The 14,697-nt window shown below is 71.5% G+C and carries 16 protein-coding genes; 8 read left to right on the top strand and 8 right to left on the bottom strand.

The window, feature by feature from the left end; genetic code table 11:
* Positions 1 to 20 precede the first annotated feature (20 nt).
* The 3 genes from A8W25_RS29250 (at position 21) to A8W25_RS34585 (ending at position 2,376) form a co-directional block, all read left to right on the top strand.
* A complete protein-coding gene (locus A8W25_RS29250) occupies positions 21 to 1,682 on the top strand; it encodes a D-alanyl-D-alanine carboxypeptidase family protein (protein WP_234386609.1) in 1,662 nt (553 codons plus the stop codon).
* 103 nt (positions 1,683 to 1,785) lie between these two features.
* A complete protein-coding gene (locus tag A8W25_RS29245) occupies positions 1,786 to 2,142 on the top strand; it encodes a PRC-barrel domain-containing protein (protein ID WP_067166984.1) in 357 nt (118 codons plus the stop codon).
* 63 nt (positions 2,143 to 2,205) lie between these two features.
* On the top strand, positions 2,206 to 2,376 hold the full coding sequence (locus A8W25_RS34585; RefSeq protein WP_199831855.1) for a hypothetical protein: 171 nt from the start codon (positions 2,206 to 2,208) through the stop codon (positions 2,374 to 2,376).
* A gap of 37 nt (positions 2,377 to 2,413) precedes the next feature.
* Here A8W25_RS34585 and A8W25_RS29240 read toward each other — a convergent pair whose 3' ends face one another.
* Positions 2,414 to 2,701 (bottom strand): hypothetical protein, encoded by a 288-nt coding sequence (locus A8W25_RS29240; protein WP_067166982.1) that lies wholly within the window; start codon positions 2,699 to 2,701, stop codon positions 2,414 to 2,416.
* Between the two features lie 121 nt (positions 2,702 to 2,822).
* Here A8W25_RS29240 and A8W25_RS29235 point away from each other — a divergent pair, with 121 nt between their 5' ends.
* The gene (locus tag A8W25_RS29235) at positions 2,823 to 3,203 is read left to right on the top strand and encodes an effector-associated constant component EACC1 (RefSeq protein ID WP_067166979.1); all 381 of its coding nucleotides are present in this window, start codon (positions 2,823 to 2,825) and stop codon (positions 3,201 to 3,203) included.
* Between the two features lie 2 nt (positions 3,204 to 3,205).
* Positions 3,206 to 5,188, top strand: coding sequence for a caspase, EACC1-associated type (locus tag A8W25_RS29230; RefSeq protein WP_067166977.1), 1,983 nt, complete (start codon positions 3,206 to 3,208; stop codon positions 5,186 to 5,188).
* 6 nt (positions 5,189 to 5,194) lie between these two features.
* Here the strand turns inward: A8W25_RS29230 and A8W25_RS29225 are convergent, their stop codons facing one another.
* The 3 genes from A8W25_RS29225 to A8W25_RS29215 form a co-directional block, all read right to left on the bottom strand.
* The gene (locus A8W25_RS29225; RefSeq protein ID WP_107470813.1) at positions 5,195 to 5,737 is read right to left on the bottom strand and encodes a DinB family protein; all 543 of its coding nucleotides are present in this window, start codon (positions 5,735 to 5,737) and stop codon (positions 5,195 to 5,197) included.
* A 79-nt stretch (positions 5,738 to 5,816) separates the two neighbouring features.
* Positions 5,817 to 6,683: a hypothetical protein gene (locus tag A8W25_RS29220; RefSeq protein WP_067166972.1), complete on the bottom strand. Its 867-nt coding sequence runs from the start codon at positions 6,681 to 6,683 to the stop codon at positions 5,817 to 5,819.
* Positions 6,680 to 7,741, bottom strand: coding sequence for a vWA domain-containing protein (locus A8W25_RS29215; RefSeq protein ID WP_158942768.1), 1,062 nt, complete (start codon positions 7,739 to 7,741; stop codon positions 6,680 to 6,682). Before A8W25_RS29215 ends, A8W25_RS29220 begins: the two co-directional genes overlap by 4 nt.
* 215 nt (positions 7,742 to 7,956) lie before the next feature.
* Between A8W25_RS29215 and A8W25_RS35495 the strand changes: the two genes are divergently transcribed.
* On the top strand, positions 7,957 to 8,085 hold the full coding sequence (locus tag A8W25_RS35495) for a hypothetical protein (RefSeq protein WP_267890397.1): 129 nt from the start codon (positions 7,957 to 7,959) through the stop codon (positions 8,083 to 8,085).
* A gap of 41 nt (positions 8,086 to 8,126) precedes the next feature.
* Here A8W25_RS35495 and A8W25_RS29210 read toward each other — a convergent pair whose 3' ends face one another.
* Positions 8,127 to 8,861 (bottom strand): ankyrin repeat domain-containing protein, encoded by a 735-nt coding sequence (locus A8W25_RS29210; RefSeq protein WP_067166967.1) that lies wholly within the window; start codon positions 8,859 to 8,861, stop codon positions 8,127 to 8,129.
* Positions 8,862 to 8,948: 87 nt separating this feature from the next.
* Positions 8,949 to 9,656: an RraA family protein gene (locus tag A8W25_RS29205; RefSeq protein ID WP_067166965.1), complete on the bottom strand. Its 708-nt coding sequence runs from the start codon at positions 9,654 to 9,656 to the stop codon at positions 8,949 to 8,951.
* 198 nt (positions 9,657 to 9,854) lie between these two features.
* Between A8W25_RS29205 and A8W25_RS29200 the strand changes: the two genes are divergently transcribed.
* Positions 9,855 to 10,565, top strand: a complete 711-nt coding sequence (locus tag A8W25_RS29200; protein ID WP_067166963.1) for a GNAT family N-acetyltransferase — start codon at positions 9,855 to 9,857, stop codon at positions 10,563 to 10,565.
* Here the strand turns inward: A8W25_RS29200 and A8W25_RS29195 are convergent.
* Entirely contained in the window at positions 10,532 to 11,473 is a 942-nt protein-coding gene (locus A8W25_RS29195; protein WP_067167377.1) for an ABC transporter substrate-binding protein, read from the bottom strand. The two genes, A8W25_RS29200 and A8W25_RS29195, sit on opposite strands and share 34 nt — an antisense overlap.
* A gap of 276 nt (positions 11,474 to 11,749) precedes the next feature.
* Between A8W25_RS29195 and A8W25_RS29190 the strand changes: the two genes are divergently transcribed.
* Positions 11,750 to 12,175 (top strand): acyl-CoA thioesterase, encoded by a 426-nt coding sequence (locus A8W25_RS29190; RefSeq protein WP_067154218.1) that lies wholly within the window; start codon positions 11,750 to 11,752, stop codon positions 12,173 to 12,175.
* A 72-nt stretch (positions 12,176 to 12,247) separates the two neighbouring features.
* Here the strand turns inward: A8W25_RS29190 and A8W25_RS29185 are convergent, their stop codons facing one another.
* Positions 12,248 to 14,548 carry a FlgD immunoglobulin-like domain containing protein gene (locus tag A8W25_RS29185; RefSeq protein ID WP_067166961.1) on the bottom strand — a complete coding sequence of 767 codons (2,301 nt, stop codon included), beginning with the start codon at positions 14,546 to 14,548 and terminating at the stop codon, positions 12,248 to 12,250.
* Between the last annotated feature and the right edge of the window lie 149 nt (positions 14,549 to 14,697).

Below are 14,697 nucleotides of genomic sequence, written 5' to 3'. Positions count from 1 at the left end.
GATCGGACGAGGAGAGAGCGGTGGCGGGCGAGTCCCCCGACGAGGGCAACAAGCCGAAGACGGACGCGGAGGTCGTGGAGGTCGCGGAGGAGGCGAGCGGGGCCGGGACGAGCGGTATCGAGGCGGGCGCCGCCGAGCCAGGCGGTTCGGGCGGCCCGGGCGGCCCGGGCACCTCCGAGGTGGCCCACGAGTCGGCCTCCGAGCGCACGAGCGAGTTCGTGGCGCTCAAGCCGGTCGACGTGCCGGCCCTCAAGCCACCGCGCCCGGTGACGCCCGGCCCCGCGTCCGGCGCCCCGCGCACGCCCGAGGAGCCCGAACCGGTCCCGTCGACCCCCGACGCCGAACCGCCCGCCGCCGTGCCCGCACCGGCTCCCCTCCCGCCCCTGGAACTGCTCGCGGAGCTGACCAACACCCCGAAACCGCCGGAGACCCGGACCCGTACCCTCACGCGCCGCTTCAAGATCTGGGTGCCGGTCCTCCTGCTCCTGGCCCTCGTCTTCGTGATCGTGCAGGCGGTCCGCCCCCTGCCGGCCCCGTCCCTGAAGCTGGGCGCGGACACGTCCTCGTACACCTTCGACGGGCGCTTCACCCTTCCGTGGCCGGCGAAGGGCCAGGGAGCCGTCCAGGTCCAGGGCTCGGGGAGCCTCGGCACGTTCGGGGAGCAGCGGCCGGTGCCGACGGCGAGTGTCGCCAAGGTGATGACGGCGTACGTGATCCTCAAGGGGCATCCGCTCAAGAAGGACGAGGCGGGGCCGACGATCGGGGTCGACGAGAAGGCCGTACGGGAAGGACAGTCCAAGGACGAGTCGCGGATCGAGGGGCTGACGGCCGGGGCGAGCTTCAGCCAGCAGGACATGCTGAAGATGCTGATGATCCCCTCGGGCAACAACATCGCCCGCCTGCTGGCGCGTTGGGACACGGGAACAGCTGACGAGTCCGCGTTCGTGGCGAAGATGAACGAGGCCGCCAGGGCGCTCGGCATGAAGGACACCACGTACACCGACCCGAGCGGTCTGGACGCGGGGACCGTGAGCACCGCCGTCGACCAGCTCAGGCTGGCCGAGGCGGTCATGCGCTTCGACGCCTTCCGCCCGATCGTGGCGCTGCCCAACGCCACGATCAAGGGTCTGCCCCAGCCGATCAACAACAACAACGACGACCTGCTGCTGGCCGGGCTGAGCATCAAGGGCATCAAGACGGGGTCCAACACGGCGGCGGGCGGTGCGCTGATGTGGGCCGCGTACAAGACGGTCGACGACCGGACGCCGCTGCTCCTCGGCACGCTGCTGGACCAGCGCGTGGACGGCCCGGACCCCAATGGCGGCAACAGCCTCACGCTGGTGAAGGAGAACAGCAAGAAGGTCGTCGCGGCGGTCCGTGACGCTCTGACCTCGGCCGTCGCCGTGAAGAAGGGCCAGGTGGCCGGGTACGTGGACGACGGCCTCGGCGGCCGTACGCCGCTGGTGGCCACCCAGGACCTGAAGCCGATCGGCGTACCGGGCCAGCGCCTGCCCCTGCGGGTCACCGAGGCGGGCAAGCCCGTACCCCACTCGGCCGGAGCCGGGGCGGTGGTGGCCGTGCTGACGGTCGGCACCGGCCCCGACGCCCCGAAGGTCCCGCTCGCCCTTCAGAGGCCTCTCCACAAGCCGTCCTTCTGGGCGAAGCTGACGCGGCTGGGGTGATCTCGGGGGCCGGTGGGCGTGGCGGCCGTGGCGGGCGTACGCGATCGGGGGCAGGCTGGAGGGCGGAGAGCGCCGACACGGGTCCCGACCGGAGGGAACGACCATGATCACCCCAGCCGATGTCCGTGAGTGGCGCAACCAGGCCGTGATCGACCCGAAAGGGAGCAGGATCGGGGTGCTCGAAGCGGTGTACGTGGACACGCGCACCGACGAGCCCGCCATGGCCACGGTCCTGACCGGCCTGCCGACCCGTCGCCGCCTGGTCTTCGTCCCGCTCGACGAGGCGGTCCTGGGCCCGAACTACGTCCAGGTGCCCTATCCCCGAGGACTGGTGCGGCAGGCCCCGTCCATCGGGACGGACGACGTGCTGCCCGCCGAGCAGGAAGAGGCGATCTTCCTGCACTACGACATGGAGTACCGACAGGGCGCGACCGGCGAGCGCCGGCTGGCACGCCGGTGATCCCGCTGGCCGCCCGGCCTCCACAGAAGCCCGATCTCCACGGAAGAAGGAGTTGGCCACCCCATGGCGCTGTTCCTGTTCCTCATCCTCGTGGCCGTCGTCCTGGGACTGATCGGCGCGGTCGCGGACGGCCTGGGCTATCTGCTGGCCATCGGCGTCATCGTCCTGGTCGCCGACGTCGTCTTCTTCGGCATGCGCTGGTCGCGGCGCGGTCGGCGGCGACCGCTGAGGTGAGGCCCGGCGGCCGAGCCGCCCGGCCGGGACGGCCGTGCTACGACCGGTTGACCCGCCCCGCCACCGCGTGGCCGATCATCAGGTAGACCACGGCGGGCAGGCCGTAGTTGAGGATCGTGCGCCAGTCGTCCGACTCGACGTTGAACATGTCGCGCGACCAGCCCGAGAGCCAGTTCGCCGCGTGGTGGACCCACGACACCAGGTCGTTCGCGGTATTGGCGTCCAAGAGGAAGAAGGCGATCCACAGGATCAGGATCACCGCGGTGATGTCCGCGACGATAAGGATGATCGTCGCGGCCGGGTTTCCGCCATAGCGTCTGGACATGCCCACCGGGTTGCCGGGACAGTCAAGTTGAAACCAGCCGCGCGTACGCCTGATGTAATGGGCTGTACTGTCCGTGCGGGACCACAGAGATGTGTGGGCTGCGGGTTGGGAGCGGGGACGCGTGAGGGAAGTACTGCTGTCACTGACACCTGACGAGGAGTCGGACGCGGAGGACACCGACCGGCTGATGCGCCGACTGCGCGCGGAATTGCGCGAGTTGGACGTCGACGTACTGCGTCCGGTGCCCGCCTCGGAGCTCCCGGCGGGTGCCAAGGGCGGCGACCCGGTCACGGTCGGGGCCATCGTGGTGGCCCTGAGCGCGTCCGGCGGGGTGTTCACCGTGCTCATCGACACCCTGCGGGACTGGCTCGGCCGGCAGTCGGCCCGGCACCGCATCTCGGTGACGATCGACGGCGACACGATCGAGCTGGAGCACGCGACCGCCGAAGAGCGGCGGGAGTTGATCGACGGCTTCGTACGCCGCCACAAGGCGGGCGAGTAGCGGTGGGCCGACGGCTGGCCCTTCTGGTCGCGACGTACGAGTACCAGGACGCGGGTCTGCGCGGACTCACCGCGCCCGCCCACGACGCCGAGGCCCTCGCGGGCGTGCTGCGGGACCCGGACATCGCGGGGTTCGAGGTCACCACGCTGATCAACGAGCCCCACTACCGGGCCGGTGAGGCCATCGGCGACCTGTTCCGCGACCGGCGGCGCGACGATCTGACGCTGCTGTACTTCACCGGGCACGGCCTCAAGGACGACGAGGGCCGGCTGCATCTGGCGATGAGCAACACCCGCCGCGACAACCTGGCGTTCACCTCGCTGCCCGCCGAGCAGATCGACCGGGCCATGACCGGCTGCGTATCCCGGCAGCAGGTGCTGATCCTCGACTGCTGCTACAGCGGCGCCTTCCCGGCCGGCCGCCTCGCCAAGGGCGACGCCGACATGCACACCCTGGAACGCTTCCGGGGCCGGGGCCGCAGTGTCCTGACCGCCTCCGACGCCACCCAGTACTCCTTCGAGGGCGACCAGGTGCACGGTCTGGCCCCGCAGTCGGTGTTCACCCGCCATCTCGTGACCGGTCTGCGCGACGGCAGCGCGGATCTCGACGGCGACGGGGACATCACCCTGGACGAGCTGTACGCGTACGTCCACGACAAGGTCGTCGAGGAGATGCCGCAGCAGCGCCCGAAGAAGCAGGAGGACGTCGAGGGCCGTATCGTCATCGCCCGCAACGTCAACTGGCGGCTGCCCGAACACCTTCGGCACGCGCTCGCCAGTCCGGTCGCCGCGGACCGGCTGGGCGCGATCGAAGGCCTCGCCCACCGCCACCAGGTCGGCAACGCGTCCGTACGGGAGCAGATCGCGGCGGAGATGCGGCGCTTGCTGGACGATGACAGCCGCGCTGTGTCGACTGCGGCGGCCGCGCGATTCGGCCCCCTGCTCGGCACGGGCGGTTCGGGGCCCACGGCCTCCGAAGCGGGCTCCTCGGCACCCGTGGCGCTGCGGTCACCGAACCGCCCGACGGCCACGATCAAGTGGACCTTCCCCACCGAGGCAGCCGTGCACGCCGCCCTCGCGGTCATCAACCGGCTCGTCTACGTCGGCAACAGCTACGGGCGGGTGCACGCGGTGGAGACGGCCACCGGGCGGAGTCGCTGGCGGTTCGAGGCCGGGAGCCCCGTGCGCACGGTGCTGGCCGTGACCGAGGGAGCCGTGGCCGTCGTCGCGAGCCCGTGCCTCCACATGCTCGATGCCCACACCGGCGGCGAACGCTGGCAGTTCAGGGCGCGTTCGAGGGCGAGCCTGGTCCTTGCGACGGACGGAGGGGCGGTCTACCTCGCCTATGCGAACAGCGTGGTCGCCCTGAACCTCGCTACGGGCGACAAGATATGGACGTTCTGCCCCCGGATAGCGCACTTCCGCTGGCTGGCGGCGGCGGGCGGGCTGGTGTGGACCGCCACCGACCGTGCGGTGTACGGCGTCAACGCGACGACCGGGAAGCGGAAATGGCGCACCGCGGTCACGACCCCGGTCTCGTCCCGGTCCGCCCTGTCCGGCTGGGTCCTGTACGTCGGCAGCGGCGATGGGCACCTGTACGCGATCGACGCCCTGACCGGACAGCTCAGATGGCGCACCCCCACGGGCGGAGGCATCACCACCTCGCCGGCCGTGGCCGACGGCTTGGTCTGCGTCAGCACCGACGCGGGCGTGCTGTGCGGCATCGACGCGGCGACGGGCGAGATCCGCTGGAAGTCCGCCAGGCACATGCTGACGCAGTCACCACCCATCGTGGCCAACGGCACGGTGTACGTCGGCAGCGCGGACGGCCACCTGTACGCCCTGTCCGCCGACACCGGGGCCGAGCGGTGGGGGGTCTCCACCACTCTCGGGATCCAGCCGCCCCCGCTCACGTACGGCGGCGTCGTGTACGTCGCCGATGCGAGCGGCCGACTGTACGCGGTCGAGACTCGCGGCGAGCCGTAGGGCCCGCTACACCCCCTTCACCCCGTCGACGCGCTCGCGGAGCAGATCCGCGTGCCCGTTGTGCCGGGCGTACTCCTCGATCATGTGGATCAGGATCCACCGCAGGGAGACGCCCGGGTCGCCCAGGACCGCCGCGTTCTCCTCGGAGAGCGTGCCGGAGTCGTCGAGGGACGCGTCGGCCATCAGCTCGCGGCCCCTGGCGATCTCCGCGCGCCACAGGGCCAGCGCCTCGTCGATCCCCCGGTCCGGGTCGAGCGTGAACCCGGCGTCGCCCTCCTTGCCGAACAGGAACGGTATGTCCTGGGCGGCGAACACCCGCTGGAACCAGTTCCGTTCGATCTCCGCCATGTGCTGGACGAGGCCGAGCAGCGTCATGGCGGACGGCTCGACCGAGGCCACCCGCACCTGGCGGTCGTCCAGACCCGCGCACTTCAGCGCGAGCGTGGCCCGCTGGAAGTCCAGCCAGCCCTCCAGCATGGCCCGTTCGTCCGCGTGCGGCGGCGGAATGGGCCGCCCGTCAGGTGCCGTACGTCTCTGTGTCGTTCCCATGTGGACCACCTTCGCACGGGCCACTGACAACGGGGAGGGCGTGCTGGATCGGGCGGCACTCATCCCGCCTCGGGCGGCCCTACTCCCCCACCACACCCTCCAGTTCCCCCAGCAGTTCGCTCACTGGGGGCCGCTGCTTCCGCTCGGGTGCCAGCAGCATGCGCAGCAGGGCGTCCCGCAGGCCCGGCAGCTCGTCCAGGCCGCCACCACTCTGGAACTCGGCCACGACGTGGTCGAACTTGCGTCGGCCGGTGAGGCAGCGGGCGGTCAGCAGGGCCAGGCGGTACCGGTCGACATAGGTGTCGGCGTCCGACGTGCTGGGCGTGAGCGGATCCTCCCAGCCCGGCTGCTGTACGTTCGGGCCGACGCGGAGAGTGCATCCGTCGACGTCGATGACGTACGCGGTGTGGTCAGCCACGCACCAGAACGCGTTCGAGTACGACCAGTCCGAGTACACCAGGTCGTGCTTTTCGAGGACGGCGGCGACCCTGGTGACGCTCAGGCATACGGCGGCACGGTCGCGCAGGCTCTGGGGCGGGATGCCACGGCGTTCCAGCACCTCGTTCGCGTTGGCCAGCCAGTCGATCTCCAGATAGCCGTGCTGGGGCCGGCCCGAGGGCGCGGTACGGGCGAAGACGAACTTCTCGGGCGCCCTGGGCAGCAGGCATCCCACCACCGCGTCGCCCTCGGTCGCCGCCGCCAACGGCCAGCAGCTGCCGTCTCTCAGCACGGCGCGGTCGGCCGCGTCCATCGTGTCCGGGAGCGCCACCAGGGTGCGCAGCCGCTCCGCGCGCTCGTGTGGCGCGGGCGTACGGAAGATCTTCAGCACCACGTCGGCGCGCCCGGGCACCTCGAAGACCCCGCCACGGCCGGAGGCTCCCTGCGGCGAGTGTGCGGCGGACGCCGTCCCGCGGACGGGCTGGGGGACCACGCCGGGGTCGTTCAATCCAGGTCCTCCGTAGAGATGGACTTCGCGGGGGCGTCCGGGATGGACAGCGTCATCCGCCGGGCCACGGCCGAGGAGACCATGGAATTCAGCATCGACCCCACCGCCCTGACCAGTTCCTCGCCCGGCACCGGCACCGGTTCGTTCAGATCGGCCCGGAACGCCGCGAACGTGGCGGTCCGCTTCACGAACTCGTACGCCTCAGGAGTGAACCCGTAGCCCATGATGTGCGGACGCGCCCGATGCGCGGGGTCGATGAGCCGTCTGAACTCCGCGTGCCAGCCGTTGTCCCCCTGTGCGGGGCCGCCGTTGCTCAGGAGCAGCACCAGCGGTCTGCGGACGGCCCATCCCTGTTCGCCGAGGACGGCGATGTCCGCGGTCATCCGCTCGCGCAGCAGCGCGAAGGAGGCCGCGTAGTCGACGGCGCCGAGGCAGGTCACCTTCGGCATCCGGATCAGGTCGTTGAGATCGGTCAGTTCGACCACGACATAGGGCTCGCGGGAGAACGCCACGACACAGACGTGGGCCAGCTCCGAGATGCGCGGTGCGAAGGCCAGTTGGTCCAGGAGCGCGCCCAGCACATGGTCGAACTGCGCCTCCCGCCTTCCGGACGGTCCCGGCGCGTCCACCACGATATAGACGGGCATACAGAGCTGCCGGGCCACTGGCTGGTACGTGTGCTCCGAAGGGGGCGCGGGCGCGAGTTCCGGCGCGCGCATGAACTCGGGAGCCTCGGTCGGCGCCGCCGCGCCGAGCCACAGCGAGTGGAACCGCTCGATCTGCGCGTCGGAATCCGCCGACGGGACGGCGTGGGCCGCCAGTACGCGGACGACGCCGGCCCACTTGATCCAGCCCACCAGCGTGGCGCCACGGAGCATCGTGCGGAACGTGGTGTGGCTGACGGTCTCGGTGCACTTGGGGTCGCCCCGCACCCAGGCCTCCACCAGTCGGGCCGGCGGCAGCCCGGCGGCCTGGTGCAGCCCGTGCAGCTCTACGGTCAGCGTCCGCTGCGGGCCGTGCGGCAGCACGTCCGGTCCGGGTAACTCGCTTCCGGGCAAGGGCGCCTCCCCAGGACGGAATCGCTGCAGGGCGTCGATCGGACCGGAATTATGTCAGGCTTCGCGCCGTCTTGGCAGGCAGAGCAAAGTTCCGTCACTTTCCGTCACTTTCCGATTCCTCCCACCGCTTTCCTTCGACACTGAGGCGCACGCCGTCCACCGGACGGCGTCGCTCGGCTCAGGACACATCACGGGAGGGGCCTCGGATGCCCGGCATGGAGACGTACAGCAGAGAGATGTGGCGCACGGTCCGGCTGGCCATCACCAGCACCGGAATGACCGTACGGCTGTGCGCCATCATCCTGGTCGCCACCGCGGTCCCGTGGCTGATCACACACTGGTGAACGGGGCCGGGGCAGGTGCCCGCGCGGGCGCGCGGGACCGCTCACGCCCGCTCCTTCGCCGACCTCGCCCCCAACTCCCGCAGCCACCCGACCACTTCGCCGTGGCCCGCGCGGACGGCCGCGTCCAGCGGGGTCAGCTCGTCGTAGCCGACCCAGTCGATGTCGCCGCCCCGGTCGCGCAGATACGCGGCCGTCGGCTGCCGGCCTCCGTGGCAGGCGCACCACAGCGCCTCGGTGGTCTCGATGGCGGGAGGCGGCGGGGCGCCGGGGGCGAAGTAGGCGGCGACCCGGTCGAGTTCGCCGAGGCCGGCCGCCTGCCACAGTGTCGTACGGGCACCGCGTTCGAGCAGTCGGCGGGCGGCCCGCCACTGGCCGAAGGCGACCGCGTCCGCGATCGCGGTGCCGCCCGCGATGACCGAGCCGTCGACCTCGATGTCGGCGCCCAGGTCGAGCAGCACGTCCAGGACGGCGACGTCGTCGCAGCTGGCGGCCCAGTGGAGCGGGGTCTCGGCGTGCGGGCCGGTGAACCGCGCCCCCACGTCCGCACCCGCCGCGACGAGCGCGGCCACGACCGCGGGACCGTTCGGGAAGTGGCCGGGCCAGTCCGTGGCCACGTGCAGCAGGGTGCGGTTCACCAGCTCGTCGCCGAGGCGCGCCGCCGCGAGTCCGGGGTGTGCGGCGAGGAGCCTCTGGAGGCCCGGGAGGTCCCCGGCACGGATCGCCGCCGCCACGTCGACGGCCAGCGGTTCGTGCGCGCCGATCAGCAGCGTGGTCATGGTGGCACCGGCCCCTTCCGCCGAGGAGTCACAGGTTCTGGAGGTGTGCGGCGAGGCGTGCCGTACACATGCGCGTACAGCGCCATCCTATTCCTCGATGGCCCCACCCACAGCGCGCAGATGCTCACGGAACGTGAGCGCGGGGTTGCCGCGGCGCCCGTCGAGGTAGCGGGCGAACTGCACCTGCTCGCGCAGGGAGTTGCCCTCGCGGATGCGGTCCGCCTGGCGGCGCTCGGTGTCCCGGATCGTCTCCGCGACGGTGAGGAGTTCGGCCACCCGGTCGGCGGGGACGAAGAGCACCCCGTCGTCGTCCCCGAGCACCACGTCCTCGCGGCTCACGGTCCACTCCCCCACCGCGGCCGTCTCCAGGGCGTCCTTGGGGCGGCCGTCCAGCCGCTGCGGCCCGGCCGGGGTCGCGCCCATGCTGAAGACGGGCAGCCCGATCGCCCGGATGTCGGCCGTGTCGCGGTGCAGGCCCCAGATGACCACGCCGGAGAGACCGGCGTCCTTCGCCTCCAGGACGGCGAGGTCCCCGACGCAGGCCTCGTCGAGCCGTCCGCCGTTGTCGACGACCAGGACGTCGCCGGGCGCGGCCTCCTCGTACGCCTCCAGGAAGATGTCGACACTGCCGACGTGTCGCGCCGGCGCCACCCGTCCGGCCACGCGTCCGCCGTCGACCACGGGGCGCAGTACGGACGGCGCGCACCGCACGGGCACGCGCGCGCGGAGGCAGGCGTCCGCCAGGTGCGCGGTGGTCAGTGTGGCGAACCGGCTGTGGAGCTCGTCGTGATCCATACCCTCGTGTCCCTCTCGCCCGTTCATGCGCTTGCTTCCTCGACCCCATTGTCGGGGTAGGACCGGGACCGCCCCGGGGTCGACCCGGGGGTGAATTCCTCAAGTCCCTTACTGGCGTGAATGTGGACGTGAAAAATCGGCGGGGCGGTCCGGCTGGAGCGGCCCCCTCCGGCGGCGCTCCGCTGCCATGATGGGCCCATGCCCCAGCTGGTCCCTGCCGTTGTCCCGGCAGGCCGCCTCGGCCGGTCCGACCAACCGTCCCTCGCGGTATCCGCCGGTCTGTTCCTGCGGCCCTGGGAACTCGACGACGCCCCGTTCGTTTACCAGGCGTACCAGGATCCGGCGATCCAGCACTGGACGCGGCGGCGCGCGGACTGCGAGATCGAGACCCGGGGGTGGATCGCGCGCTGGCGCCAGGGCTGGCGTGCGGAAACGGACGCGCACTGGGCGGTGGCGCGCGCCTCGGACGGCGCGCTGGTCGGGTGGGTCGCGCTGTGCTGCCTGGACCTGGCGGTGGGCCGCTCCGAGTGTCGGTACTGGATCCTGCCCTCGGTCCGCGGTCAGGGAGTGGCGCCCGCGGCGGTCGCCGCGCTGGCCTCGTGGGCGCTGGACACGGTGGGGCTGCACCGGATCGAGATCGCCCACCCGATGGCGAACCACGCGGCCTGCCAGGTCGCCCTGAAGTCGGGTTTCACTCCGGAGAGCACACGCCGCAGCGCCCAGTTGCACGCGGACGGCTGGCACGACATGCACGTCCACGTGTGTGTACAGGAAGGCGCCGACGACCTGGAGGACACGGCGCCACCGGACCGCGCGACCGGGCGTGTCCAGCGGCGGCTGCACCGGCGCGGCAAGGACCGGCTGCGCGACCGCATTCAGGGCCGCAACAGGCCCTTCGACACCAAGTAGTCTTTGGCCACGTCCTTCGGCAGCCGCCGCCAGCTGTCCACCTGCTGGTTGAGACTCGCCAGGTCCGCGGTCGTCAGTACGGTGTTGAGCGCGCCCAGCGCGCGCGTGACGCCCTCGCTCCCCGCCCGCGACCGGTTGACGACGGGCACGATGTAGTCGGCGTTCTGGAGATGGCGGTCGTCGGCGAGGAGCACCAGCCCGAAGGCGTCCAGGGTCGCGTCCGTCGTCGTGGTGAGGACCATCTGGTCCTGCCCGTTCTGCACGGCCTGTTTGGACTGGGTGGTGCCTACGCCCTTGGGGTCGACGGCCGTGATGTCGATGCCGTACGTCTTCTTCAACCCCGGTTCACAGTAGGGCCGCTGCACGCACTCGTCCCCCGCGGCGAGCCGTACGGGCAGCTTCGCCGCACCCAGATCGCTGAGCGTCTTGAGTTTGTGCTCCCGGGCGTACGCGGCGGTCACGGCGAAGGCGTTCTGGTCGACTGCCTTGCCGGGGTCGAGGACGGTGAGGCCGCGTGGGGCGGCGAGGGTGCGCAGGGCACTCATGGTGGTGGCGAGGTCGGGCGAGCCGACGGCCGGTGCGTCGGGCCCGTTGGCCTTGGCGTTGAGCCAGTCGGCGAAGGTGGCGGCGTACTCGGGCACGACGTCGATCTGCCCGGCTTCCAGGGCGGGTTCGTACAGCTCGCGGTTGGTGACCGAGAGGATCTTGGTGCGGTAGCCGGCGTGGTTGAGGAGCAGGGCGTACATCTGGGCGAGGAGATCGCTCTCGGTGAATCCGGCGGTGCCGATGGTGAGGTGTTTGCTGTCGCCGGGGGGTGCGGTGACGGTGCCTTGGTTTTCGAGGGTGGGGCCGGTGGTGCAGGCGGTGACGGCGAGTAGTGCGCCCACCAGGGTGAGCCGGGCTTTCATGCGGTCCCGCCCCTCGACCAGGCGGGGGCGGGCCGCTGGGCGGCCCGCGAGTCCGAAGACCTGCCACTGCCCGTGCGCCACCCGTGCGTACGGTGATCTCGGCGGCCTTCGAGGGGAGGGCCGGCGGAGCGGGCGGACACGCACTCGGACACGCGTGCCACCGGCGCTGCCGATCCTCCGCACCCTTCGCCTTCGCTTCTCGGCGAATTCCGGTTCCTCGCGACCAACCGCCCGGGATCCCCACCGCGACTCGCGAAGGAGAGTCCCGTGCACCCCATGGGCATCCGCACGACCACCGGCCGCGCCCACAAGGCACCCGCCGACTCCCGGGTCACCCTCGCGCACATCATGAGCGAGCACGACACCAATCTGTACGGCACGATCCACGGCGGCGTCGTCATGAAGCTGATCGACGACGCGGCCGCGGCCGCCGCGGGCCGCCACGCGGACGGCCCCGCCGTCACCGTCTCGGTGAACCGCATGGCGTTCCTGTCCCCCGTCCGCGCGGGCGACCTGCTCACGGTGCACGCCGAGTTGGAACGCGCCGGCCGCACCTCGATGGACGTCGCCGTCCACGTCACGGCCGAACGCTGGAACGCCTCCGGCCCCACGACGGAGGTCGCCACGGCCCAGCTGACGTTCGTGGCGATCGACGCGGACGGGAGCCCGAGGGGCGTGCCGGAGCTGACTTCCACGGCCTGATACCAGCCGACGAGACGGTGCGAGGGTGGCGGGGCAGCGTTCCGCCCGCCGCCCCCGCACCGCAGGAAGCCGTTACGAACCGGCGATGTCCAGCGTTCCGGACACGCGCAGGGACGGGCCCTGGCCGTCCGCGGGGGCGGCCGTCAGGGACCAGGTGTAGCCGCCGGTGGGCGCGGTGCCGTTCGTGGTCGTGCCGTCCCAGGAGACGGGCACGGTGCCGCGTGTGGCGGTGCCGGTCCAGGTGCGGACGACGGTGCCGGTGTCCCGGCCGCGCAGGGTCAGCTTCCAGGAGGCGGCGGGCTTGGAGAGCCACCACCGGGGCTGCCAGACAGCGCCGTCGCCGGTCCGGAAGGCCGCCGGGACCGAGCTGTCGGCCACGGTCAGCGGCGAGACGGTCCGCTGCACCGCGGTGACGTGGACGGTGTCGTCCTTGTCGACGAAGGCGATCTTGCCCGCGTGCCGGTCGGCCGTCCAGGTCACGCCGCGGCTGTCGGTCGCGGAGGTGTCCTTGACGCCGCTGACCAGGCCGAGGTCCGTGGTGGTGCCGTCCTCGTTCAGGCCGGTGAGGCGCACGGTGTCGCCCGCCGCACGCTGGGCGAGGAAGCCGTCGCCCAGCAGCACGTCATGGGCCAGTGCCGGGTACGCGACGTCGGCCGTCGCATCGTACACCCCCGCCCGGTCCTGGCTGGTGCAACTCCAGTAGATGAGCTTGCCGTTGGTCTGCAGGTCGTCGGGAACGCAGCCCGCCTGGAGGGCGATGGCACCGCGCTGCTCGCCGGTACGCAGATCGGTGGCGATCAGCGTGCCGGAGCTGTTCGGCTGCGCGGTCCAGAGCGTGGAGTGGTCCAGGGTGGCGGCCGGTGCGGCCTGCTCTTGGACGATCTTGTCGTGGGCGGTGTCGACGACGTAGTTCCTGCCGTCGGCGCCGGGCGCCCGGTAGAGCAGGTACTGCGGGGAGACGTCCACGATGCGGCCGCCCGCGGCGGGCAGCGGCAGACGGTGGCCGGGCTTGGCGGGGTCGTCCCCGGTGACCAGGACGTCGTTGCCGGTGTCGGGGTCCGCGACCAGCCGGGCCAGGCCCTCGTCGCCGCCGTCCGCGAACCGCCCCGGCGCGGCGGCGTCGAAGACCGGCAGATCCGCTCCGGCGGCCGGGTCGAGGCCGGTGCCGACGTCCTTTCCGTACAGGCGCACCGCGTCGGGCAGCGCGTCGGCGAACCGGACGGTTCCCCGGTCCAGACCGAGCGCCCGCACCGAGCCGTCCGCCTTCTTGGCCGGCTTCAGCACACGCAGCGGCAGGTCGAAGACGAGTCCGCTGCCGTCCACGGTGAACAGGTGGATGGCGCGGGTGCCGTCGGCGGTCCTGCCGAGCGCGGTGAGCATGCTGTCGGAGCGCTCCAGTCCCTGTTCGAACTCGGTGAGGAGCACCCGGGGAGACTCCGCGCCGTCGATCGGCGTCAGGTTCAGAGCGCCCTTGGCCCCCTCGCTCCACAGCACGTTCCGGCCCACGACATACGAGGTGACCTCGCTGTCGGCGGACTTCAGCGGCAGTTCGAGGACCTTCGGCGGGCCGCCGGGCGTGGTGCGCGAGAGCACCCGCACGCCCTGCCCGCCCTGGCGGGTGAACCAGGTGATCACATCGCGGGTGATACGGAAGCTGCTCGCCTCGCCCGTGACCGGCAGCGCGCTGACGGCGCCGGAGATGCCGTTGAGGACGCCGTAGCCGTAGGTCGAGCCGACGCGGTAGCGGATGACCAGGGAGGTGGACTCGCCGCCGTACAGCACCGGTTCGGCCTCGGCGGTGGCGCCCGCCGGCAGCCGTACCGCGACGTCGTACGGTGTGCTCGCGCCGCTGGGCCGCAGCACGCGCAGATCGTGTCCGCCGTCTTCCGTCGCCCGGGTGGCGAGGACGAAGCCTCCGGACATCCGAGGGTGGGAGTATCCCTGCGGCAGGGTCAGGTCCGTCCTGGTGTTCTTCTCGACGTTGACCAGAGTGATGGTGGTGGTGCCGTCCACCGTGGTGGCGTACGCCGCCCGGTCGTACTCGTCGTGCTGCGTGAAGATCGCTGCACGGGGTACGCCGTCCAGGGCGGTCACCGGGACGGTCTGGCGGTTGTAGGTGTTGGTCCACAGATAGCTCGCCGATCCCTCCTCCTGGTGCAGCACCCCGTTGTTGCTGGTCGAGAGGAGTGTGTCGGCGAGGTCGGCGTAGGCGTCCGGCGCCGGTATGAGGACCCCGGAGGGGTCGGCGGCCTGAGCGGTCGCGGGTGCCGTCAGGACGGCGCTCGATGCGAGTGCGAGAACACCTAAGGCGAGAGCCGCTCCGCGTCTGCCGCGTCTCGGGTGTTTTCTCGGGTGCTTCCTCGGGACGAACATGGTCTACCCCCTCGTTGACGGACGGCGGCGGCAGGGATGGTGCCGGACACCGTCGCGTACAAGCCAGATGATCTTGCGATCTCCGGCAAGAATAGGATCAAGTCGTCGCTTGTCGGCAAGTTTTCAACAACTTGCAAGTGTGGGTGGGG

It is taken from the genome of Streptomyces sp. ERV7, assembly GCF_001653515.1.
Classification (GTDB): domain Bacteria; phylum Actinomycetota; class Actinomycetes; order Streptomycetales; family Streptomycetaceae; genus Streptomyces.
Note: the sequence above shows the minus strand (reverse complement) of the source record. Positions and strands in the feature narration are given on the sequence as shown.